25 protein-coding genes are annotated in these 22,207 nt (G+C 62.4%); 8 read left to right on the top strand and 17 right to left on the bottom strand.

Annotated features, from left to right (window positions below; genetic code table 11):
- Positions 1–45: 45 nt before the first annotated feature.
- Genes JFT44_RS05975 through ureE form a run of 4 tightly spaced genes read right to left on the bottom strand, consistent with a single transcriptional unit; the run spans position 46 to position 2,435 of the window.
- Entirely contained in the window at positions 46–618 is a 573-nt protein-coding gene (locus JFT44_RS05975; RefSeq protein WP_057437463.1) for a HupE/UreJ family protein, read from the bottom strand.
- A 21-nt stretch (positions 619–639) separates the two neighbouring features.
- A complete protein-coding gene (gene ureG / locus JFT44_RS05970; protein WP_003217431.1) occupies positions 640–1,254 on the bottom strand; it encodes an urease accessory protein UreG in 615 nt (204 codons plus the stop codon).
- Positions 1,255–1,263: 9 nt separating this feature from the next.
- Positions 1,264–1,938 carry an urease accessory protein UreF gene (locus tag JFT44_RS05965; RefSeq protein ID WP_186625847.1) on the bottom strand — a complete coding sequence of 225 codons (675 nt, stop codon included), beginning with the start codon at positions 1,936–1,938 and terminating at the stop codon, positions 1,264–1,266.
- Positions 1,935–2,435: an urease accessory protein UreE gene (ureE, locus tag JFT44_RS05960; RefSeq protein ID WP_057437471.1), complete on the bottom strand. Its 501-nt coding sequence runs from the start codon at positions 2,433–2,435 to the stop codon at positions 1,935–1,937. The genes JFT44_RS05965 and ureE overlap by 4 nt, the downstream gene beginning before the upstream one ends.
- 342 nt (positions 2,436–2,777) lie before the next feature.
- On the opposite strand from ureE, the gene JFT44_RS05955 reads away from it, so the two are divergent.
- A complete protein-coding gene (locus JFT44_RS05955) occupies positions 2,778–3,296 on the top strand; it encodes a C40 family peptidase (protein WP_128593132.1) in 519 nt (172 codons plus the stop codon).
- Positions 3,297–3,301: 5 nt separating this feature from the next.
- Here JFT44_RS05955 and JFT44_RS05950 read toward each other — a convergent pair whose 3' ends face one another.
- Together JFT44_RS05950 and JFT44_RS05945 are read right to left on the bottom strand one after the other, a co-directional pair.
- On the bottom strand, positions 3,302–3,934 hold the full coding sequence (locus JFT44_RS05950) for a TetR family transcriptional regulator (protein WP_057958175.1): 633 nt from the start codon (positions 3,932–3,934) through the stop codon (positions 3,302–3,304).
- A 152-nt stretch (positions 3,935–4,086) separates the two neighbouring features.
- Positions 4,087–4,506 (bottom strand): hypothetical protein, encoded by a 420-nt coding sequence (locus JFT44_RS05945; RefSeq protein ID WP_057437478.1) that lies wholly within the window; start codon positions 4,504–4,506, stop codon positions 4,087–4,089.
- Positions 4,507–4,873: 367 nt separating this feature from the next.
- Here JFT44_RS05945 and JFT44_RS05940 point away from each other — a divergent pair, with 367 nt between their 5' ends.
- On the top strand, positions 4,874–6,943 hold the full coding sequence (locus JFT44_RS05940) for an AsmA family protein (protein ID WP_198830442.1): 2,070 nt from the start codon (positions 4,874–4,876) through the stop codon (positions 6,941–6,943).
- A gap of 133 nt (positions 6,944–7,076) precedes the next feature.
- On the opposite strand, the gene JFT44_RS05935 is transcribed toward JFT44_RS05940, so the two are convergent.
- Positions 7,077–7,607: a bacterioferritin gene (locus JFT44_RS05935; protein ID WP_057958177.1), complete on the bottom strand. Its 531-nt coding sequence runs from the start codon at positions 7,605–7,607 to the stop codon at positions 7,077–7,079.
- Between the two features lie 175 nt (positions 7,608–7,782).
- On the opposite strand from JFT44_RS05935, the gene JFT44_RS05930 reads away from it, so the two are divergent.
- Entirely contained in the window at positions 7,783–8,673 is an 891-nt protein-coding gene (locus tag JFT44_RS05930) for a triacylglycerol lipase (protein WP_198830441.1), read from the top strand.
- On the opposite strand, the gene JFT44_RS05925 is transcribed toward JFT44_RS05930, so the two are convergent.
- Positions 8,670–9,542 (bottom strand): DMT family transporter, encoded by an 873-nt coding sequence (locus JFT44_RS05925; protein WP_057437486.1) that lies wholly within the window; start codon positions 9,540–9,542, stop codon positions 8,670–8,672. The two genes, JFT44_RS05930 and JFT44_RS05925, sit on opposite strands and share 4 nt — an antisense overlap.
- 97 nt (positions 9,543–9,639) lie before the next feature.
- On the opposite strand from JFT44_RS05925, the gene JFT44_RS05920 reads away from it, so the two are divergent.
- The 4 genes from JFT44_RS05920 (at position 9,640) to JFT44_RS05905 (ending at position 12,475) form a co-directional block, all read left to right on the top strand.
- Positions 9,640–10,428, top strand: a complete 789-nt coding sequence (locus JFT44_RS05920) for a helix-turn-helix transcriptional regulator (RefSeq protein WP_057437714.1) — start codon at positions 9,640–9,642, stop codon at positions 10,426–10,428.
- Positions 10,429–10,499: 71 nt separating this feature from the next.
- Entirely contained in the window at positions 10,500–10,799 is a 300-nt protein-coding gene (locus JFT44_RS05915; protein ID WP_057437488.1) for a PsiF family protein, read from the top strand.
- 197 nt (positions 10,800–10,996) lie between these two features.
- Positions 10,997–12,010, top strand: a complete 1,014-nt coding sequence (locus JFT44_RS05910; protein ID WP_186625842.1) for an AI-2E family transporter — start codon at positions 10,997–10,999, stop codon at positions 12,008–12,010.
- Positions 12,011–12,133: 123 nt separating this feature from the next.
- Entirely contained in the window at positions 12,134–12,475 is a 342-nt protein-coding gene (locus tag JFT44_RS05905) for a co-chaperone YbbN (RefSeq protein WP_186625841.1), read from the top strand.
- Positions 12,476–12,512: 37 nt separating this feature from the next.
- On the opposite strand, the gene JFT44_RS05900 is transcribed toward JFT44_RS05905, so the two are convergent.
- On the bottom strand, positions 12,513–13,781 hold the full coding sequence (locus JFT44_RS05900; protein WP_128593130.1) for an Hsp70 family protein: 1,269 nt from the start codon (positions 13,779–13,781) through the stop codon (positions 12,513–12,515).
- A gap of 272 nt (positions 13,782–14,053) precedes the next feature.
- Here JFT44_RS05900 and JFT44_RS05895 point away from each other — a divergent pair, with 272 nt between their 5' ends.
- Positions 14,054–14,998: a DnaJ C-terminal domain-containing protein gene (locus JFT44_RS05895; protein ID WP_057437496.1), complete on the top strand. Its 945-nt coding sequence runs from the start codon at positions 14,054–14,056 to the stop codon at positions 14,996–14,998.
- A gap of 777 nt (positions 14,999–15,775) precedes the next feature.
- On the opposite strand, the gene JFT44_RS05890 is transcribed toward JFT44_RS05895, so the two are convergent.
- The 8 genes from JFT44_RS05890 to urtE form a co-directional block, all read right to left on the bottom strand.
- The gene (locus JFT44_RS05890) at positions 15,776–16,900 is read right to left on the bottom strand and encodes a sensor histidine kinase KdpD (protein WP_198791919.1); all 1,125 of its coding nucleotides are present in this window, start codon (positions 16,898–16,900) and stop codon (positions 15,776–15,778) included.
- Between the two features lie 100 nt (positions 16,901–17,000).
- Complete coding sequence (gene ureC, locus JFT44_RS05885) at positions 17,001–18,701, bottom strand: urease subunit alpha (protein WP_115127279.1); 1,701 nt, start codon at positions 18,699–18,701, stop codon at positions 17,001–17,003.
- Positions 18,702–18,842: 141 nt separating this feature from the next.
- The gene (locus JFT44_RS05880) at positions 18,843–19,151 is read right to left on the bottom strand and encodes an urease subunit beta (RefSeq protein WP_057958190.1); all 309 of its coding nucleotides are present in this window, start codon (positions 19,149–19,151) and stop codon (positions 18,843–18,845) included.
- Positions 19,148–19,681 (bottom strand): GNAT family N-acetyltransferase, encoded by a 534-nt coding sequence (locus tag JFT44_RS05875; RefSeq protein WP_057437504.1) that lies wholly within the window; start codon positions 19,679–19,681, stop codon positions 19,148–19,150. Before JFT44_RS05875 ends, JFT44_RS05880 begins: the two co-directional genes overlap by 4 nt.
- Positions 19,682–19,686: 5 nt before the next feature.
- Positions 19,687–20,217, bottom strand: coding sequence for a GNAT family N-acetyltransferase (locus JFT44_RS05870; protein ID WP_057437506.1), 531 nt, complete (start codon positions 20,215–20,217; stop codon positions 19,687–19,689).
- Positions 20,218–20,226: 9 nt separating this feature from the next.
- On the bottom strand, positions 20,227–20,529 hold the full coding sequence (locus tag JFT44_RS05865) for an urease subunit gamma (protein ID WP_032862374.1): 303 nt from the start codon (positions 20,527–20,529) through the stop codon (positions 20,227–20,229).
- 86 nt (positions 20,530–20,615) lie between these two features.
- Positions 20,616–21,455, bottom strand: coding sequence for an urease accessory protein UreD (locus tag JFT44_RS05860; RefSeq protein WP_057444483.1), 840 nt, complete (start codon positions 21,453–21,455; stop codon positions 20,616–20,618).
- 31 nt (positions 21,456–21,486) lie between these two features.
- Entirely contained in the window at positions 21,487–22,185 is a 699-nt protein-coding gene (gene urtE / locus JFT44_RS05855) for an urea ABC transporter ATP-binding subunit UrtE (protein WP_198830440.1), read from the bottom strand.
- Positions 22,186–22,207 lie beyond the last annotated feature (22 nt).

The following is a 22,207-nucleotide window of genomic DNA, read 5'->3' as shown; positions in this document are numbered from 1 at the left end:
GGAGCTGGCTTGCCTGCGATGGATCCCTTACAGGCACCGCAAGGCTCAGCCCGCCAGCAACCAGACCCCGGTCGCCGCCGAAGCCGCGCCCGCCAGCCGCACCAGCGGCGCCGCCGCAGCCGGCAAGAAGCGCACCAGCGCATACCCGGCCGCGTGCAGCACCGCCGTCGCCCCGACAAACCCGGCTGCATACGCCCAAGGGCTGGTCATGTCCGGCAGCTCCAGGCCATGGGCCACGCCATGGAACAGGGCAAACACCGCTGTTGCGGCCACGGCCAGCGCCACCGGCGGGCGAATCGCCAAGGCCACCGCCAGGCCCAGGGCCAGTACCGACGCGGCAATCCCGCTTTCCAGGGCCGGCAAGGCCAACCCTTCAAACCCCAGCACGCCGCCGAGCAGCATGGTGCCGACAAACGTACACGGTAGCGCCCAACGCGCCGCCCCTTGTTGCTGCGCTGCCCATAGGCCGACGGCCAGCATCGCCAGCAAATGGTCCAGCCCGCCGAGGGGATGGCTGATGCCGGCCACCAGGCCATTGTCGCCGTGGCCCGGATGGGCAAAGGCCAGGGCTGGGACCAGTAGCAGGGTGGCGGCGGCAAACAGTTTGTTGAGGCTCATAAACAGCTCCTTGGTAAGGGATCAGGCTGCGGTCAGCAGGCCCTGGCGTTCGATAAAGGCGACGATTTCTTCCAGGCCGACGCCGGTTTTCTGGTTGCTGAACACAAACGGCTTGCCGCCGCGCATGCGCTGGGTGTCGCTGTTCATCAGTTCCAGCGAGGCGCCGACCAGCGGCGCCAGGTCGATCTTGTTGATCACCAACAGGTCCGACTTGCAGATCCCCGGCCCGCCCTTGCGTGGCAGCTTGTCGCCGGCCGACACATCGATCACATAGATGGTCAGGTCCGACAGCTCGGGGCTGAAGGTGGCCGACAGGTTGTCGCCGCCCGACTCCACCAGGATCAGGTCCAGGCCTGGGAAGCGCCGGTTCAGTTGATCCACGGCTTCGAGGTTGATCGACGCGTCTTCGCGAATCGCCGTGTGCGGGCAGCCGCCGGTTTCTACGCCGATGATGCGCTCGGGTGCCAGGGCCTGGTTGCGCACCAGGAAGTCGGCGTCTTCGCGGGTATAGATGTCGTTGGTGACCACCGCCAGGTTGTAGCGATCACGCAGGGCCAGGCACAGCGCCAGGGTCAGGGCGGTCTTGCCGGAGCCAACGGGGCCGCCGATACCGACGCGCAGAGGTTGTGTGTTCATGGGTTTCTCCTAGGAACGGAACAGGCGGCTGTACTGGCGCTCGTGGGCCATGCATGCCAGGGACAGGCCGAACGCGGCGCTGCCAACGTGATGGGGATCGCACTGGCGGGCGTCCTGCTGGGCTTGTTGCAGCAACGGCAGCAGCTCGCTGGTCAGGCGTTGGGCGGCCTGCTGGCCCAGGGGCAGGGTCTTCATCAGCACCGCCAACTGGTTTTCCAGCCAGCTCCACAGCCAGGCGGCCAGGGCATCCTCGGGGCTGATCGCCCAGGCGCGCGCGGCAAGTGCCCAGCCCAGGGCCAGGTGGGGTTCGGGGGTGGCGTCGAGAAAGCGGCGCGCTGCGTCATCCAGTTCCGGCAGACCGTTGAGCAGTTGTTGCAGGGAGTAGCCCATTTGCCGGCTCTCCTGGAACAGCTCGCGGGTTTCGCGGCTGGCACGATGCTCTTCGCAGAGCTGGCGCAGGCGCGCCCAGTCCTGGTCGGCGGCGGCCTGGCACTGGGCAAGCAACAGCGGCGCTTCGAAGCGTGCGAGGTTGAGTAGCAGTTGGTCGCTGATCCAGCGTCGGGCGCTGTCGGCATCGCTGACACGGGCATTGTCCACGGCCATTTCCAGGCCCTGGGAATAGCTGTAGCCGCCAATCGGCAATTGCGGACTGGCCAGACGCAACAGCGCCCAGGCCGGGTTCACAGGCGCACGCCGAACTGATGCAGTTTGGGCGGGTAGTTGAAGTCTTCGTCACCGTGGCGTGAGTGATGATGACCGCCACCGTAGGCGCCGTGCTCGGGCTGGAACGGTGCTTCGAGGGTTTCGGCATGGGCCCCCAATTGCTCGAGCATGGCCTTGAGCACGTAGTCATCAAGCAGGCGCAGCCAGCCGTCACCCACTTGCAGGGCCACATGGCGGTTGCCCAAGTGATAGGCCGCGCGGGTCAGCTCGAAGGCGCTGCTGCAGGTTACGTGCAGCAGTTGTTCAGGGCGCGCGCAGACACGTACGACACGTCCGTCTTCAGCCTGTAGGAATTCCCCATCGTGCAGCGGCGGCTGACCGCGCTCCAGAAACAGGCCGACGTCTTCTCCCTCGGCACTGAAACAGCGCAGGCGGCTTTTGCTGCGGGCTTCGAAGTTCAGCAGCAACTCTGCGGCCCAGGTGGGTTGGGGGGCGATTCGGCGGTGGATCACCAGCATCAGGAAGCTTCCAGCTATGAGCGATAAACAGGCTAGAGCAAGGGGCTTGCCAACCCTGCTGGACGTAGGAAAACGCCGTAGGTCTGGGGCGTTGCGCCACTAAACGGGGCGAGGGGGTGGTGAGGGAGTGATTCATTGTGGTGCGTCATGGGCTGCGCAAGCACCCGAATTGGGCGGTTTTGGCGGGCCCCGCCAGCTGTTTTGCAGGGCGTTTCCTTCAGCTACTTGTCCCAGGGTTGATTTGGGATTGCTCCTACGCGCATAGGGGATTCCTCGCTCATATTTCTACGCGTCGTTTCACTAGGATTTCGCCCCCGTGTTTAATCCATTGCGACGTTCCTCATGTTTAAGTCATTTTTATGTGTAGTCATGGTCGGTCTGTTTGGCATCACCTCATCGGCTTCGGCCAACTTCAATAAGCGCACCACTTCCCTGGCCCCTTTCAGTTCATCGTTGCAGGCCGTGCCGCAACCCACCATCGAGAGTGTGGTCGACCGCGCCCATGAGTTGCTGGGCACCGCGTACAAGTGGGGCGGCAGCTCCCAGGAGCAGGGGTTCGATTGCAGCGGGTTGCTGGTCTATCTGTTCAAGACCGAGGCCAATATTGTCATCCCGCGCACCACGGCGGCGATGCACCGGTCAACGGCGGCGACGATCAAGCGTGATGCGCTGCAGCCCGGCGATGCGGTGTTTTTCAAGGCCAATGGCAGCAGCCAGGTCGGCCATGTCGGCCTTTATGTGGGTGAGGGCAAGTTCATTCATTCGCCGCGCAAGGGCAAGAGCATCCGCATCGACTCCCTGGCCAACAACTACTGGAAGAAGAACTACACCACCGCCAAGCGTTTTCACACGGTGCGTTGACCGCGCTACTCGGTGCTGCCCAGGCCTTGCCAGTGCTTGAGGCCGATAAAGATAAAGCGCAGTTGCTGGGTGATCTTGGCCTGGGGCGTGAGATGCGGAGGCAGGGCGGCGGCGGGCGGGTCGATGATGTCGGGCAGGGTGGCGAACACGCTCTTGACGATCAGGTCGGCCATCACATGCAAACCGTCGGCATCCAGGTGCTGGAGCTTGGGCATCAGCGTCAGGTCGGCTGCCAGGTCCGAGGTGATGTCCTCGCGCAGCGCGCCGATGGCTTGGCGCACGGCCAGGCAACCGCCGTATTGCTCGCGGGCCAGGAACAGGAATTGCGAACGGTTGGCCGCCACCACATCGAGAAAGATCCGCACCGAGGCATCAATGATGCCGCCCATGACGAATTCGTTGTGGCGTACCAGGCGGATGGTGGCGCGGAAGGTCTGGCCGACCTCACTGACGAGCACCAGGCCCAGTTGGTCCATATCGGCAAAGTGACGGTAAAAACCGGTGGGCACGATGCCGGCGCTCTTTGCCACTTCACGCAGGCTCAGGCTACCAAACCCACGGCCACCCTCCATCAGATGGCGGGCTGCGTCCATCAAGGCAAGGCGGGTCTGTTGCTTCTGTTCGGCGCGGGGGAGCATTGGCAGCTGGGCTTTGTAGACAAGGACAGCGACGCACTCTAGCAAAACAACTTTACCGGCGTCGAACTTGAAACAGGGCAAAAGGGGGGCAGGTCCCACAAAGTCAAAGCCCGATCACTGGGGATCGGGCTTTTTTCAGGGCCGGCACGGGCTTAGCTCGTAGCTTTATGCATGTCATCCAGACGGTCGGAGCCGCCCTCGGCAACGAATTCGCGCTGTTGCAGGCGGTCCGAGCCACCTTCAACCAGACCTTTCTGTTCCAGGCGATCACGGCCGCCTTCGGCTACGAATTCACGTTTCTGCAGACGCTCAGAACCGCCTTCAACCAGGCCTTTCTGTTCCAGGCGATCGCGACCGCCTTCGGCGACGGCGTTGCGCTCTTGCAGACGGTCGGAACCGCCTTCAACCAGACCTTTCTGTTCCAGGCGATCGCGGCCACCTTCGGCAACGGTCTGGCTGATGTGCGCGGCGTCAGCCTTGGCTTGTGGGATGGCTTGTTCTGCGGCTGGCAGGGCAAAAGCGCTGGTGGCCAGGACGGAGAGTGCAACACTGAGCAGTAATTGGCGTTTCATGAGAGTGGCTCCTTGGGAGGGCGATAAAGTGGGTACGGAGCCAATGCTACTCTCGATATCTCGATATAAAAGTTCATAAACGCAATGGTAATAATCAACAGAATTGATTGTTCTGCGCCGAGGCTCTAAATCGCGGCTCTCAAGCACGCGCTTTTGCACCGAGGTGGGTATTTTCGACACGGGCGTGGGTAACAATGGTGCGTCATTGATGAAAGAAGCTGTCGGATTAGTCAGAAAAAACGCTTTTCACTGCTAATTGCCCTCTGCGGTTAAACCCCCAGGCCATTTGCCAGTCGTAGCCATATAAGCTTTAGCCCTTGCGCGCGTGGCCCGTGGCACGCGCAGTCGTAATCAGGAGCCCTGTGCAATGACGCGCACTCGTAAAATTCTCGCCTGGAGCAGTGCTTGCTTCGCCCTGCTGATCGCCGCAGTGGTACTGATCCTGGTGTTCTTCGATTGGAACCGGATCAAGCCGCAACTCAATGCCAAAGTCTCCGAAGAGCTGCATCGCGCCTTTGCCATCAATGGCAACCTGGCGGTGGTCTGGCAGCGCGAGCCGGACGAGGGCGGTTGGCGCGCCTGGGTGCCGTGGCCCCATGTGGTGGCCGAAGACCTGAGCCTGGGCAACCCCGAGTGGTCGAAAAAACCGCAAATGGTCACCCTCAAGCGCGTTGAACTGCGCATCTCGCCCTTGGCCTTGCTGGCCCAGCGCGTGGTGATCCCGCGCATCGACCTGACCGAACCGAGCGCCGAGCTGCAGCGCCTGGCCGATGGCCGCGCCAACTGGACCTTCACCTTTGATCCCAAGGATCCGAATGCCGAACCGTCCAACTGGGTGGTGGATATCGGTGCCATCGGTTTCGACAAGGGCCACGTGACCCTCGACGACCAGACCCTCAAGACCCGTCTCGATGTGCTGATCGACCTCCTGGGCAAACCCATCGCATTCAGCGAAATCGTCGGCGAGCGCGATGCCAAAAAGGCCCTGGAGCAGGGCGCGACACCCCAGGACTATGCCTTCGGCCTCAAGGTCAGCGGCCAGTACCACGGCCAGAAACTCGCGGGCAGCGGCAAGATCGGCGGGCTGCTGGCCCTGCAGGACGCTGCCAAGCCATTCCCCCTGCAAGCCCAGGCGAAAATCGGTGATACCAGTATTGCCTTGGCCGGCACCCTGACCGACCCACTGAACCTCGGCGCCCTGGACCTGCGCCTGAAACTGTCCGGTACCAGCCTGGGCAACCTTTACCCACTGACTGGCGTGACCCTGCCGGACTCGCCGGCCTATTCCACCGATGGGCGCCTGATCGCCAAGTTGCAGGAGGCCGGCGGTGCGTCGTTCCGCTATGAGAACTTCAACGGCAAGATCGGCAACAGCGACATCCACGGCGACCTGGCCTATGTCGCCAGTCAGCCACGGCCCAAGCTCAGCGGCGCGTTGGTGTCCAATCAACTGCTGCTGGCCGACCTCGCGCCGCTGATCGGTGCCGACTCCAATGCCAAGCAAAAAGCTCGTGGCGGTGAAAGCAAGCAACCGGCGACCAAGGTGTTGCCGGTGGAGGAGTTCCGCACCGAGCGCTGGCGCGATATGGACGCGGATGTCGAGTTCACCGGCAAACGCATCGTCCACAGTGCCGAATTGCCCTTTACCGACCTCTACACGCACCTGGTGCTCAACGACGGCCAACTGAGCCTCGAACCCCTGCGTTTCGGTGTGGCGGGCGGCAAGCTCGATGCGCAGATTCGCCTCAATGGCCGCATCACCCCGCTGGAAGGCCGGGCGAAACTGACGGCGCGCAACTTCAAGCTCAAGCAACTGTTCCCCACCTTTGAACCGATGAAGACCAGCTTCGGCGAGCTCAATGGCGATGCCGATATCGCCGGGCGCGGCAACTCGGTGGCAGCGTTGCTGGGCAGTGCCAATGGCGATCTGAAAATGCTCATCAACGACGGAGCCATCAGCCGTGGCTTGATGGAAATCGCCGGGCTGAACGTGGGCAACTATGTGATTGGCAAACTGTTTGGCGACAAGGAAGTGAAGATCAACTGCGCGGCGGCAGATTTCGGCATCAAGACCGGCCTGGCTACCACCCGCCTGTTTGTATTCGATACCGAGAACGCGATCATCTACATCGACGGCACCGCGAACATGGCCAGCGAACAGCTGGACCTGACGATCAGCCCAGAGTCCAAGGGCTTTCGCCTGTTCTCGCTGCGCTCGCCGTTGTACGTCAACGGGCCGTTTATCAAGCCCAATGCCGGGGTCAAGACGGTGCCACTGTTGTTGCGTGGCGCAGGCATGGTGGCGCTGGGTGTGATCGTCGCCCCTGCGGCGGGCTTGCTGGCGCTGGTGGCGCCGAGTGGGGATGAGCCGAACCAGTGCGTGCCGCTGTTGCAGCAGATGCGGGAAGGCAAGGCACCGAAAACGGTGAAAGGCTAACCGAAGAAACCGATAGCTCAATGTGGGAGCGGGCTTGCCCGCGATAGCGGTGGCTCAGTCGCTAAAAATGCTGACTGATACACCGCTCTCGCGAGCAAGCCCGCTCCCACCGTTGTTAGCTGTGCTGGCAGCCTTACAGGTCTTTGAGAATGTCCGCCATATCGTCAGCGTGCTCTTCTTCCTGGGCCAGGATGTCTTCAAAGATGCGGCGGGTGGTCGGGTCTTTCTCGCCGATGTACTGGATGATCTCGCGATAGCTGTCCACCGCGATGCGCTCGGCCACCAGGTCTTCGTAGACCATTTCCTTCAAGGTCGTGCCGGCTACGTACTGCGCGTGGGAGTTCTTGGACAGCAGGTCCGGGTTGAACTCGGGTTCGCCGCCCAGTTGCACGATGCGCTCGGCCAGTTTGTCGGCATGTTCCAGTTCCTGGTTGGCGTGCTCCAGGAACTCATCGGCGGCGACGCTGGCTTTCAGGCCGCTGGCCATGAAGTAGTGGCGCTTGTAGCGCAACACGCAGACCAGTTCGGTGGCCAGCGACTCATTGAGCAGACGCAGGATCTCTTCGCGGTCGGCGCTGTAGCCTTCGGTCACCGCGCCGTTTTCCACATTCTTGCGTGCCCGTTCGCGAAGGGTGCTTACGTCAGACAAATGCATGTCAGTCATTTCAATCTCCTGAGGCTAATCCGGTTTTGCGCCACACTCTCGGGGTGTGATCGCTCCAAGTTGTGAGTGCTGCGCGGCGCAAAAAGTTTTATCGGATGTTGCCGGGTGTCATATCGGTGGCGGCAGGGCTGGTCTAGGATCAGCCTAATCGCCTCTTTCAAGGACGTTTGCCCCTATGACGCAGACATTGGCTACACGTTATCCCCTGGTTTTGGTGCCGGGCATGCTCGGGTTTGTACGGCTGGTGCTGTACCCGTACTGGTACGGCATCATCCCGGCCTTGCGTGCCGGCGGGGCGCAGGTGTTTGCGGTGCAAGTGGCGCCGCTCAACTCCAGCGAGGTGCGCGGCGAGCAGTTGCTGGCGCAGATCGAGCAGATACGCCGCCAGACCGGCGCCGACAAGGTCAACCTGATCGGCCATAGCCAGGGCTCGCTCACCGCCCGTTACGCAGCGGCCAAACGCCCGGAATGGGTGGCTTCGGTGACGTCGGTGGCGGGACCTAATCACGGCTCGGAGTTGGCAGACTACCTGCACACCCACTACCCGGCCGACAGCGCCAAGGGCCGGATCATGAGTGCGCTGTTGCGCCTGGTGGGCGCGGTGATGGGGCTTCTGGAAACCGGCTATCGCGGCCCGCGTTTTGCGGCGGATATCCACGCCTCCCATCAGTCGCTGACCAGCGCGGGTGTGGCGCTGTTCAATCGCCAGTACCCTCAGGGCCTGCCAGACACCTGGGGCGGGCAGGGCGCCGAGGAAGTGGGCGGTGTGCGCTATTACTCCTGGTCCGGCACCCTGCAGCCGGGCAAGACCGATCGCGGGCGCAACCTGCTGGACGGCACCAACCGCAGTTGCCGGCTGTTTGCGCGGACCTTCGTCAAGGAGAAAGGCCAGTGCGACGGCATGGTCGGGCGCTACAGCTCACACTTGGGCACGGTGATCGGTGACGACTATGCGCTGGACCATTTCGATATCGTCAACCAGTCGCTGGGCCTGGTGGGCAAGGGGGCCGAGCCGATCCGCCTGTTTGTCGAGCATGCACAGCGGTTGAAGGCGGCCGGGCTTTAACGTCTTACGGGCGTCGTCCAGCGCTCCGACAAAATCACCCCGCCCAGCGTCAGTACGCCGCCGACCAGGTGATACAGCGCCAGCTGTTCCTTGAGCACCACTGCGGCAATCAGCGCGGTGATCAACGGCAGCAGGTTAAAAAACAGCGTGGTCCGGCTCGGCCCCAACTGCTTGACCGAATGCATCCACGCCAGCGGCGCAATCATCGAGGCCAGCAGGCAGGCGTACACCACCAGGCCAATATTCGACGGGCCGAGGCCGACCTTGTCCGAGGCCAGGAACAGTGGAAACAGCACCACTACAGCCACCAGCACCTGCAAATACAGGAGCACCAGGGGCGGCAGGCGCAGCTGCCATTTTTTCAACAGGGTGCTGTAGATCGCGTAGGCCAGGGTGGCCACCAACATCATCGCGTCGCCCAGGTTCACCCCGTGTTGCAGCAGCGCGCCGAGGCTGCCGGCCGACACCACCACCGCCACCCCGGCAAACGACAGTACCGCCCCGGTCAGGGCGCCGAAGGTCAGGCGCTGGCCGAGGCTGATAATCGCCGCAGTCAGGGCCATCAATGGCATCAGCGAGAGGATGATCCCCATATTGGTGGCGCTGGTCAGGCTCGCGGCGTAGTACGCCAGGCTCTGGTAAACCGCCATGCCGAGCACGCCGAGCACAGCGATCTTGCCTAGGTTGGGGCGGATCAATGCCCAGTTGGCAATGACCGGCTTGAGCATGAACGGGGTGAACAGGATGGCCGCCAGCAGCCAGCGATAAAAACCGATCTCGGCCGGGAAAATCGAGCCCACGGCGAGTTTGTTGACCACGGTATTGCCAGCCCAGATAAAGATGGCCAGCAGCGGATAAGCGTATTGCATTGCAAGGAACCAGGAACGTTAGTGAGGGTTGATTATCCTTTGTCTGGATCGAAGCCTATACTTTGATCCAGACAAGCCGCCTTTGTATCCAGACAATATGTCCAAGACCTACATCAACCTGCCCGATTTCGACGTGCTACCGGCCCCGGTGTACTTCCGCTACTCGGAATTTGCCGCCGACAGCCGCGCCTCCCGCCATCAGCATGCCTGGGGCTCCCTGGACTACTCGGCCCGTGGCGTGATGCGCTTTGAAGTGGGCGGCAACCGGTTTATGTCGCCGCCGCAATACGCGGTGTGGATCCCGCCCAACACCCAGCACAGTTCCTACAACGCCCAGGCGATTGTCTACCGCTCGGTGTACCTGGCGCCGTCGTTGTGCGAGCTGTTGCCCAAGCAGCCCTGCACCCTGACCATCAGCAACATCCTCAAGGCGATCCTCAGTGATTTCGCCGAGCGCGACGTGAATATCCCGGCCAACGAAGCCGACGTGCGCCTGGCCCAGGTGCTGGTGGACCAACTCCAGCAGGCGCCGGTGCATGACTGTTTCCTGCCGTATGCCAGCAGCCCCGGCCTGCTCAGCGTGCTTGAAGGCATGCAGGCCGATCCTGGGGACAACCGTGCGCTGGCGCTGTGGGCGCAGCAGGTGCATGTCAGCGAGCGCACCCTGGCTCGGCAGTTTGTGCGCGAACTGGGCATGAGCTTTGGCGAGTGGCGTCAGCGCCTGCGCTTTCTGGCGGCCATCGAGGCCCTGGAAAGCACGCGCAGCGTGCAGGAAGTGGCGTTTGACCTGGGTTACAGCACCGCCTCGGCGTTTATTGCGATGTTCCAGCGCCAGGCCGGTTGTACGCCGGAGCAGTATCGACGAACGAACTTACGTAGCAGGTGAAGGTGTAACAGGCTTTGTCTACACTGCAGGGGAGGCCGCGCCCCTCGGCGTGGTAACAGGGAGAAAACTCCATGAAGATGTTGCGTATTCCGTTGTTGATGATCGGTCTGCTGCTCTGTTCCCAAGGGTTTGCGGCCACTGCCCAGCAAAACAAAATGACCACCTGCAATGCCGAAGCCTCGACCAAGACCTTGAAGGGCGACGAGCGCAAGGCCTTCATGAAAACCTGCCTCTCGGCCCCGGCCGCCAACGACGCCAAGACCCTGACCCCGCAGCAGCAAAAAATGAAGGACTGCAACGCGTCGGCAAAAACCAAGGCGCTGACCGGCGATGCGCGTAAAACCTTTATGAGCACCTGCCTCAAAGGCTGACCCGCTTAAATACCCCTGTGGGAGTGGGCTTACCCGCGATTGCGGTGTGTCAGCCGGCGAGATATCGACTGAGCCAGCGCCATCGCGGGCAAGCCCGCTCCCACAGTCGATGGCGTTTACAGCCATCAGACTTCTCGCTTGATTGTCCCAAGGCTGGCAGACTGCCCATCCTTTAACGCCGTTCGTTTAGAGGCTGTATGCCAACGTTTTCTCAGCGTCATGTGTTGTTGCTGGCCAGCTACATCATCATTTTCGGCGGCTTGTTGCTGGTCCTACCGTTAAAGCTGCTGCCCAGCCTGTTGGCCGGCCTGTTGGTTTTCGAACTGGTCAACATGCTCACCCCACAGCTGCAACGCCTGATCGAAGGCCGGCGTGCGCGCTGGCTGGCGGTGGCGTTGCTTGGCACTGTGATTGTCAGCGCGCTGACCCTGATCTTCGCTGGCGCCATCAGTTTCCTGCTGCACGAAGCGGAAAACCCCGGGGCCTCCCTCGATAAATTCATGGGCGTGGTCGACCGCGCGCGCGGCCAGTTGCCGCCGTTCCTCGACGCCTACCTGCCAGCCAGCGCCGCCGAGTTTCGCGTGGCCATCGGCGAATGGCTGAGCAAGCACCTGAGCGAACTGCAACTGGTGGGCAAAGACGCCGCCCATATGTTCGTGACCTTGCTGATCGGTATGGTCCTGGGGGCGATCATCGCCCTCCAGCGGGTGCCCGACCTGACCAAGCGCAAACCCCTGGCCGCCGCGCTGTTCGATCGCCTGCACCTGCTGGTCCAGGCCTTTCGCAACATTGTCTTCGCGCAAATCAAAATTGCCGCCCTCAACACCATCTTCACCGGGATATTCCTCGCGGTGGTGCTGCCACTGGCAGGGATCCACCTGCCGCTGACCAAGACCCTGATCGTCCTCACCTTCCTGCTGGGCCTGCTGCCGGTGATCGGCAACCTGATGTCCAACACCCTGATCACCATCGTCGCGTTGTCGGTGTCGATGTGGGTGGCGGTGGCGGCGCTGGGCTACCTGATCGTGATCCACAAGGTCGAGTACTTCCTCAATGCGCGCATCGTCGGCGGGCAGATCAGCGCCAAGTCGTGGGAGTTGCTGTTGGCCATGCTGGTGTTCGAGGCCGCCTTTGGCCTGCCGGGAGTGGTGGCGGGGCCGATCTACTATGCGTATTTGAAGAGTGAGTTGAAGCTGGGCGGGATGGTGTAGAGAGCTGCGGTAAGAGGCTGCCTTTGGTTCACACCTGTTATTTCTGACAGTAGACCCACCACGGGTTTGCTGGTCTGCTCCTGAGTGCGGAATATCATTTTTCGTTTCGACAGGAGCTAAATCATGTCTTTGCCTACGGTAGATGCCAGCAGCTTTGAAAGTCGTGTGCTCAAGGCCACGACCCCAGTGATTGTGCTGTTCAGTAATGCCAGCAAGCAATCTTCAAACAGAATGGTCGCGACACTGGAGGCTGCAGCCCGGGATCAGGGCACGGCTATTGAGTTCCTCGACAAGACGCTGGAGGTCAATGGCCCGATCGAGAAAACGCCTGCTTATGACGTGCAGTCCGCGCCAACCACGCTGTTTTTCCGGGACGGAAAATTAGTCCGTACGGTCGTCGGTTTTTATGACTATGCCGATACCTTCAAGGCATGGGTCGATCAGTTGGCCACAGGCAAGTTGTGATGAATCGCCCCGTGCCATCACGAGGCGATTTCTTCACTCAGTAGCCGTAACGCTTACTGGCCTCAATCGCCAGCCCGCTGCCGATACTGCCGAAGATGTTGCCTTCCACGTGCCGGGCATTGGGTAGCATCGCCGAGATGCTCTGGCGCAGGGCCGGGATGCCGCTGGAGCCGCCGGTGAAGAACACCGTGTCGACCTGGGCCACATCCACCGAGGCGTCGTCGAGCAGTTGGGTCACGCTGTTGCGCACCCGCTCCAGCAGGTTGTCGATGGAGGACTCGAACAGGGCTCGGCTCAGCTCCACGCTCAGGCCCGGTTCTACCCGGTCCAGCGGCACATGGCGGCTGTCGTCGTGGGTGAGGTGGATCTTGGTCTCTTCGACTTCCATGGCCAGCCAGTGGCCGGCGCGCTGTTCGATCAGCTTGAACAGGCGGTCGATGCCGCCGGTGTCTTCGATGTCGTAGCGCATGCTGCCCAGGGCCAGCTGGGATTTTTGCGAGTACACCGAGTTGATGGTGTGCCAGGTGGCCAGGTTCATATGGTGGCTGGTGGGCATGTAGGCGCCGCTTTTCATGCGGCTGCCATAGCCGAACAGCGGCATCATGCCGGCCAGCGAGAGCTGTTTGTCGAAGTCGGTACCGCCGATATGCACGCCGCCGGTGGCGAGGATGTCGTCGTGGCGGTTGTCATGCTTGCGTCGCTCGGGCGACAGGCGCACCAGGGAGAAGTCGGAGGTACCGCCGCCGATGTCGACAATCAGTACCAACTCTTCTTTTTCAATGGTGGACTCGTAGTCGAAGGCCGCGGCAATCGGCTCGTACTGGAACGAGACCTCCTTGAAACCGAGCTTGCGGGCCACGTCCACCAGGGTGTCTTCGGCCTCTTTGTCGGCCATTGGGTCGTCGTCGACGAAAAATACCGGGCGGCCCAGCACCACTTCTTCAAACTCACGGCCGGCGGTGGCTTCGGCGCGATTCTTGAGTTGGCCGATAAACAGGCCCAACAGGTCCTTGAACGGCATGGCCGTGCCCAGCACGCTGGTGTCGTGCTTGATCAGCTTGGAGCCCAGCAGGCTTTTGAGCGAGCGCATCAGGCGGCCTTCGTAGCCTTCCAGGTACTCGTGCAGCGCCAGACGGCCGTACACCGGGCGGCGTTCTTCGAAGTTGAAGAACACCACTGACGGCAGGGTGATCTTGTCGTCCTCCAGCGCAATAAGCGTTTCCATGCCGGGACGGATCCAGCCGACAGTGGAGTTGGACGTGCCGAAGTCGATGCCGCAGGCACGGGCTGGGGAGGTGTTGTTCATGTCTAACAGGTTCCGGTTAAAAAACGGCCGCGCAGTGTATGTCACTCGCGTGCAGATGCGTAGGCCGACTATCCGCTAAATACAGCAGACTTGTTACCTTGAAAGGTCGGCTCCTTGCCCCCAACTCCTGTGCATACGGTTGGTGGCTGTCGAAAGGATCAAGTTTGTCCTGCAAGCCGCCGATATTTTTCTGACGCACCTCGAATCGCCCCGCAATGCCCCGGCAGGCAGGGCCCGACTGTGCGATCTCGATAACGGATGGTGATGCCCCCATGGATTTCAAAGACTATTACAAGATTCTTGGTGTCGAGCCGACGGCCGATGACAAGCAGATCAAGGCCGCTTATCGCAAGCTGGCCCGTAAGTATCATCCCGACGTCAGCAAGGAAAAGGACGCGGAAGAGAAGTTCAAGGACGCCTCGGAAGCCTATGAAGCGCTGAAAAGTGCCGACAAGCGCGCCGAATATGACGAATTGCGCCGCTATGGCCAGCACGGTCAACCTTTCCAGGGGCCGCCAGGCTGGCAGAGCCGTGGCGGGTTCGGCGGTGGCCAGGACACGGGCGAGTTTTCGGACTTCTTCAGCTCGATCTTTGGTTCGCGTGGCAACGGCTTCGGCGGCGCTCAAGGGCGCAGCCCCGGCCGTCGCGGCCAGGATGTGGAGATGGAACTGCCGGTGTTCCTGGAAGAGACGCTGTCTACCGAGTCCAAGGCGATCAGCTTCCAGGTGCCGCAATACAATGCGGCGGGCCAGCACGTCAGCAACACCACCAAGAGCCTGAACGTGAAGATCCCGGCCGGCGTGGCCGATGGCGAGCGCATCCGCCTCAAGGGCCAGGGCGCACCGGGGATTGGTGGCGGCGCGAATGGCGACCTGTACCTGATCATCCGCTTTGCGCCGCATCCGAAGTTTGAGGTGGAAGGCGAAAACCTGGTGATTAATTTGCCGCTGGCACCGTGGGAATTGGCCCTGGGTGCAGAAGTCGCGGTGCCGACCCTGACCGGCAAGATCAACCTCAAAGTCCCGGCCGGCAGCCAGAATGGCCAGCGCATGCGGGCCAAGGGCCATGGCTTGCTGAACAAGGCCGGGCAGCGCGGGTATCTGTTTGTGCAGCTCAAGGCGGTGATGCCAAAAAGCAGCGACGAAGAGGTCAAGGCGTTGTGGCAGGAGTTGGCGAAAAAGGCCAACTTTGATCCACGGGAAACCTGGAGCCGCTGACAGCTCCCACAGGGATTGGCGGCGCCTCTCAATCTGTGTCAGGAACGCGAGTTTACTGTGGGAGCTGTCGAGCCCCGGCGAGGCTGCGATGGCGGCGGCATTGCCAGTATTGATGTTGGCTGACCCACCGCTATCGCAGCCTCGCTAAAGCTCGACAGCTCCCACAGGGATCGGCGGCGCCTCTCAATCTGTGTCAGGAACACAAGCCCAATGTGGGAGCTGTCGAGCCCCGGCGAGGCTGCGATGGCGGCGGCATTGCCAGCGTGGATGTTGGCTGAGCCACCGCTATCGCAGCCTCGCTAAAGCTCGACAGCTCCCACAGGGATCGGCGGCGCCTCTCAATCTGTGTCAGGAACACAAGCCCAATGTGGGAGCTGTCGAGCTCCGGCGAGGCTGCGATGGCGGCGGCATTGCCAGCGTGGATGTTGGCTGACCCACCGCTATCGCAGCCTCGCTAAAGCTCGACAGCTCCCACAGGGATCGGCGGCGCCTCTCAATCTGTGTCAGGAACACCAGTCCAATGTGGGAGCTGTCGAGCCCCGGCGAGGCTGCGATGGCGGCGGCATTGCCAGCGTTGATGTTGGCTGACCCACCGCTATCGCAGCCTCGCTAAAGCTCGACAGCTCCCACAGGGATTGGCGGCGCCTCTCAATCTGTGTCAGGAACACCAGTCCAATGTGGGAGCTGTCGAGCCTGGGCGAGGCTGCGATAGCGGCGGCACTGCCAGCGTTGATGCGCAGCCTCGCTATCGCTCGACACACAAAGGATTTGCGTGGCCTATCGGCGTGGCAGGACCACGGTAAACGTGGTGCCCGCCGCCTCGCTGGACGCCACTTCAATCGCGCCTCGGTGGGCCTGCACCACTTCCTTGACGATAAACAACCCCAGCCCAAGGCTGGTCGAGTTGCTGCCCAGTTCTTCAGTGGCGCTGCGCACCAGCGGGTCGAATACGGTACCCAGCGCCGCCTGGGGAATCGGCGGGCCAAAGTTGTGCATGCGTAGTTCCACGCTGTCGGCGGTGCCGTCGAGGCTCAGGGTCGGCACCTGGCCGTTGAGCCCGTGCTGTAACGCATTGCCGATCAGATTCTGCAGCAGTTGATCAATGCGCCCGCGATCCCACTGCCCTTGGGTGTCCCCGTCGGTATGCAAGTGAACCTGGCAATCCGGGCGGCCTGCGCACGCTTCGGCGATGGCCTCCCTGGCTGCATCGGCCAGGTTCATCGGTTTGGGCTCGATCGGCAGGCTGCTGCCCAGCCGGCTGCGCACAAACTCCAAGAGATCGCTGACCATCGCTCCCATATGCCGGGCGCCATTCTGGATATTGCCCACCAGGCTCAGGCCTTTGCTGTCCAGCGGGGCTTTGCGCAACAACATCTCGGTGGACATCTTCACCGCCTGCAAGGGGGCGCGCAGGTCGTGGCCGAGGATGGCGAGGAAGATATCCCGCGAGCGATTGACCTGCTCGGCGTAGGCCGCCGTGGATTCGGCCAGGGCTTCGTCGATGGCTTCGTTGAAGCGGATCATGTCCTGGAAATAGGTCAGCTCTGGCGATTCCAGGTGATTGACCCACAGGCGGATCACGCAAGCGCGCAGGTGGCGGAACTCGGAGGTCATCTGTACCAGGTCAAAGCCAACGGTATGGCGCAGCTCGCCATGGCTGGCGGCGGCTTCGTCCAGGCTCGGGGTTTTTTCCAGGCCTTCGCCCTTGGCCTTGGCCGCCTGTTCGCTGGCGCTCTGGCGGGTGTTCATGTCCCGCGCAGCGGCCAGCAGGATGGAGTGCGCGTGGTCGCGCAGTTGCGTGCGGTTCAGGGTTTCGGCGGCCGGGGTCAAGGTTTCGGCAAACTGTTCCCATTCATCGACGATCCGGTCGGCATGTAACACGATGAATTCGGATAGGCGCATAGCCAGGTTCCCAAGTGCAAGACAGTGAAGAAGCGTGGCGCATCGTAGCGCCTTACACCTCTTCGCTTCACTGGCACGGCGGGTATCTGCCGATGAACGGTCAGAACAGGAAGTAACGCTGGGCCATCGGCAGCACGTCCGCCGGCTCGCACCACAACAGTTCGCCATCGGCCTTGACCTGGTAGGTCTGCGGGTCTACGTCGATGTCTGGCAGGTAGTCGTTGTGGATCAGGTCGGTCTTCTGCACCTGGCGGCACCCCTTGACCACGGCGATCTGCTTCTTCAGGCCCAACGCCTGCGGCAGGCCCTCGGCCAGCGCCGCCTGGCTGATAAACGTCAGGCTGGTGGCGTGCAGCGAGCTGCCGAAGCTGGCGAACATCGGGCGGTAGTGCACCGGCTGCGGGGTGGGGATCGAGCCGTTGATATCGCCCATCAGGCTGGACGCAATTGCTCCGCCCTTGAGGATCAACGTGGGCTTGATACCGAAGAACGCCGGGCGCCACAACACCAGGTCGGCCCATTTGCCGACTTCGATGGAGCCCACTTCATGGCTGATACCGTGGGTGATCGCCGGGTTGATGGTGTACTTGGCGATATAGCGCTTGGCGCGGAAGTTGTCATTGCCCTCGCCGTCGCCGGGCAGCGGCCCGCGCTGTTTCTTCATCTTGTCGGCGGTTTGCCAGGTGCGCATGATCACTTCGCCTACGCGGCCCATGGCTTGGCTGTCGGAGCTGATCATCGAAAAGGCGCCGAGGTCATGCAGGATGTCTTCGGCGGCTATGGTCTCGCGGCGGATGCGGCTTTCGGCGAAGGCCACGTCCTCGGCAATGCTTGGGTCGAGGTGATGGCAGACCATCAGCATGTCCAGGTGTTCGTCGATGGTATTGCGGGTGAACGGCCGGGTCGGGTTGGTGGAGCTGGGCAGCACGTTAGGAAAGCCGCAGGCCTTGATGATATCCGGCGCATGCCCGCCGCCGGCACCCTCGGTGTGATAGGTGTGGATGGTGCGGCCCTTGAGGGCGGCGAGGGTGGTTTCGACAAAGCCCGACTCGTTGAGCGTGTCGCTGTGGATTGCCACCTGCACGTCGTACTCGTCGGCCACGCTCAGGCAGTTGTCGATGCTGGCCGGGGTGGTGCCCCAGTCTTCATGCAGCTTCAAGCCAATCGCCCCAGCCTTGACCTGCTCGATCAAAGGCTCGGGCAGGCTGGCGTTGCCCTTGCCGGTAAAGCCCAAGTTCATCGCAAACGCGTCGGCTGATTGCAGCATGCGCGCCAGGTGCCACGGGCCGGAGGTGCAGGTGGTGGCGTTGGTACCGGTGGCCGGGCCCGTGCCGCCGCCGATCATGGTGGTGACGCCACTGGTCAGCGCCTCTTCGATCTGCTGCGGGCAAATGAAGTGCACATGGGTGTCGATGCCGCCGGCGGTGAGGATCATGCCTTCGCCGGCAATCACTTCGGTGCTGGCGCCGATGGCCAGGGTCACGCCGGGCTGGATATCCGGGTTGCCGGCCTTGCCGATCCCGGCGATGCGGCCATTTTTCAGGCCGACGTCGGCCTTGACGATGCCCCAGTGGTCGATGATCAGCGCGTTGGTGATCACTGTGTCGACCACCTCGGCGGCCAGCAGTTGGCTCTGGCCCTGGCCGTCCCGGATGACCTTGCCGCCGCCGAACTTCACTTCTTCGCCGTAGGTGGTGAAGTCCTGTTCGACTTCGATCCACAGCTCGGTATCGGCCAGGCGGACCTTGTCGCCGACGGTGGGGCCGAACATGTCGGCGTAGGCTTGGCGGCTGATTTTCATTGGGGTGTCCTGAAAAATTTGTGTTGATCGTTCCCACGCTCTGCGTGGGAATGCATCCGCTGACGCTCTGCGTCACGACGTTAAGAGCGGGACGCGGAGCGTCCCAGGCGGCGTTCCCACGCGGAGCGTGGGAACGATCAGTCAGTCGAGGTCGCCCATGATCCGTCCGGCAAAGCCAAACACCCGGCGCAACCCTGCCAGCTCCACCAACTCCACCTCGCGACTCTGCCCCGGTTCAAAGCGCACCGCCGTGCCCGCCGGGATGTTCAGGCGCATGCCGCGGCTGAGGGCGCGGTCAAAGGTCAGCGCGTCGTTGGTCTCGAAAAAATGGTAATGGGAGCCGACCTGGATCGGCCGGTCGCCACTGTTGGCCACGCTCAGGCTCAATGTGCGCCGGCCCACATTCAATTCGATGTCGCCAGGCTGGATCTGGAATTGGCCAGGAATCATGCAGGTTGCCCCAGGGTCTTGTAGTAGATGGCGGTCGGGCTGTAGCGCCCGTCCGGGCTTTGGCAGTAGTCCGGCAGCTCGCCGATTTTGGTGTAGCGTAGGGCCTGGTAGAAGGCTTCGGCGGGGGAGCCGGCTTCGGTGTCCAGGTACAGCAGGCCGCGCTTGTGCTGGCGCGCGCACAGCTCCAGGGCGCTCATCAATTGCTGGCCGAGGCCGTGGCGCCGGGCGTCATTGCGCACCAATAGTTTCTGCACCTCGGCACGGTTGAGGCCATTGGCTTTCTGGCACAGCGCCAGTTGCACACTGGCCAGGACTTGCTCATTACGCACCACCACCCACAGCAACACGCTGGCGTCCTCGACGCCGGCTTGTACGCCATCGAAGTAGCTGCGCGCCTGGGCCGCGTCGAGGTCGGCCATGAAGCCTACCGATGCGCCGTGCTGCACGGCGTCCAGCAACAACTCAATCAAGCCCTGGCGGTAATGGGCAAAACTTTCGGCATTCACTCGACGCAGTTGGGCAGCGTTCATCGCTATTACTCCTTGTGAACCGCCGGCGGCTGGGCGCCAGGGTTGAGCAGCAGTTGCATAAAGGTCAGGTCCAGCCAGCGGCCAAACTTGGTGCCTACCTGGGCCATCTGCCCGGTGACACTGAAGCCCAGGCGCTCATGCAGGCGGATCGAGGCCTGGTTGCCGCTTTCGATGGCGGCGACCATCACGTGTTTGTCACAGGCCCTGGCGCGTTCGATCAGTGCCTGCATCAGCAAGGGGCCAAGGCCTTTGCCGCGTTGGTCGTTGCGCACGTACACCGAATGTTCGACGGTGTGGCGAAAACCGTCGAAGGGCCGCCAATCGCCGAACGAGGCATAGCCGACCACTTTCTCGGCTTCCACCGCCACCAGGATCGGATAGCACTGCGCCTGGCGCGCACTGAACCAGGCCTGGCGATTGCCCAGGTCCACGGGTTGGTCGTTCCAGATGGCGGTGCTGTTGAGCACGGCATCGTTGTAGATATCGCAGATGGCCGGCAGGTCGCCGTGTACCGCGTCACGAATCAGCAAGGACATGGCCGGGCCTCAGGCGATGGGTTGGTGGACGGTCACCAGTTTGGTGCCGTCCGGGAAAGTGGCTTCAACCTGGATATCCGGGATCATCTCCGGGATGCCTTCCATCACTTGCTCGCGACTGAGCAGGGTGGTGCCAAAGTGCATCAGGTCAGCCACGGTGCGCCCGTCGCGCGCGCCTTCAAGCAGGGCGGCGGAGATATAGGCGATGGTTTCCGGGTAATTGAGCTTCACCCCGCGCGCCAGGCGGCGCTCGGCCACCAGGCCTGCGGTGAAGATCAGCAGTTTGTCTTTTTCCCTTGGGGTCAGGTCCATGGTCAGCAGTCCGTCATAAAAAGCATTCTAAAAAACACCGAAGATTCATTGTGGGAACCCGCTCCCACACAAGCCCGGTTCCACCTTCATGTGTTCCAAATTCTTGGAGGTACAGCCTCACGCCCCAGCAGTGCCGGGCGCAACAGTCGCCATAAATCAATCAACCACGCCCGCGCCAGCAGGGTCTCGCTGGCCAGGCAGCGCGCCACCAGCAAGCCCGGCAACTGGGTCAGGTCGCCGCGTACTGCATGGGGCAGGGCGCGACACTGTTCCAGCAGTTCACTGTCGATTTCACCGGTCACCAGCAAGGTGGCAAACACCGGCTGGCCATCCAGGCCGATCGGCGAGTCGAGTAGGCCGTCGTCGCCGACGATGCGCTGGCGCTCATGCCAGAGCAACTGGCCGTCGCGGCGGATGTCCAGGTGCGACTGGAAGTGCCCGCGCTCGAAACGCTCGCCACTGGCCGGGCGCCCCAGCGCCACCACATCCCAGTACAACAGCCGGGCGTCGCCGTGCAGGTCGATGCGGGTGCTGAGTTCGGCCTGGGCCGCACTGAACACGATGGTTTCCTGGGGCAGCCACTCCAGGGTGGCGCCGGCCTCGACCGTCAAAGCCACCTGCTGATAGGCCGGCCCGCTGGCGCGGTACCACTTGGCGGCGCCGGGGCTGGTCAATTGCGCCCACGCGCCCTCAGCCAGGTGGGCGGTGATCTCCAGGCGATCCCCTCCGGCAATCCCGCCCGGCGGGTGCACGATGATGTGCTGGCACACCTCGGGGCCTTCGGCGTACAGGTGCTTTTGCACCCGCAGCGGGCCCAGGTGGCGGCGCATCACCGGGCGTGTGCTGGCGCCGAAGCGTGCATAGCCCAACTCCAGCGCGGCGTGCCAGCTGGGGGTGAACAGGGCGGTGGGGGCAGGAACGGTCATGGTCAGGGCTTAATCAACGGGACGCTACAGATTAGATGGTAACCAGGCCGCGTACACCGTCGGCCTCCATATTTTCACCACGGCCCTGCTGGACGATCTCACCCCGGGACATCACCAGGTATTGATCGGCCAGTTCGGCGGCAAAATCGTAGAACTGTTCCACCAGCAAAATTGCCATGTCGCCGCGCTCGGCGAGCTTCTTGATCACCGCGCCGATCTCCTTGATCACCGACGGCTGGATACCTTCGGTGGGCTCATCGAGGATCAACAGGCGCGGACGGCTGGCCAGGGCGCGCCCGATGGCCAGTTGTTGCTGTTGCCCACCGGACAGGTCGCCACCGCGCCGGTGCTTCATTTGCAGCAGCACCGGGAACAGCTCGTAGATAAACGCCGGGACTTCCCTGGCTTCGCTGCCGGGAAAACGCGAGAGGCCCATCAGCAGGTTTTCTTCCACCGTCAGCCGGCTGAAAATCTCGCGGCCCTGGGGCACGTAGGCGATGCCGGCGTGTACCCGCTGGTGCGGCTTGAAGCCGGTGATGGCCTTGCCTTCCCAGTTCACCGCGCCTTCCTTGGCGGGCAGCAGGCCCATCAGGCATTTGAGCAGGGTGGTCTTGCCCACACCGTTACGGCCGAGCAGGCAGGTGACTTCACCGACTTTCACGTCGAACGAAAGGCCGCGCAGGATGTGGCTGCCGCCGTAGTACTGGTGCAGTTTGTCGACTTGCAACATGTTCAAACTCTCCTCAAATCCC

Origin of the sequence: Pseudomonas sp. MF5691 (assembly GCF_016405645.1) — a bacterium.
Taxonomy (GTDB): Bacteria; Pseudomonadota; Gammaproteobacteria; order Pseudomonadales; family Pseudomonadaceae; genus Aquipseudomonas; species Aquipseudomonas shahriarae.
This window is presented reverse-complemented; position numbering and strand designations above follow the sequence as displayed.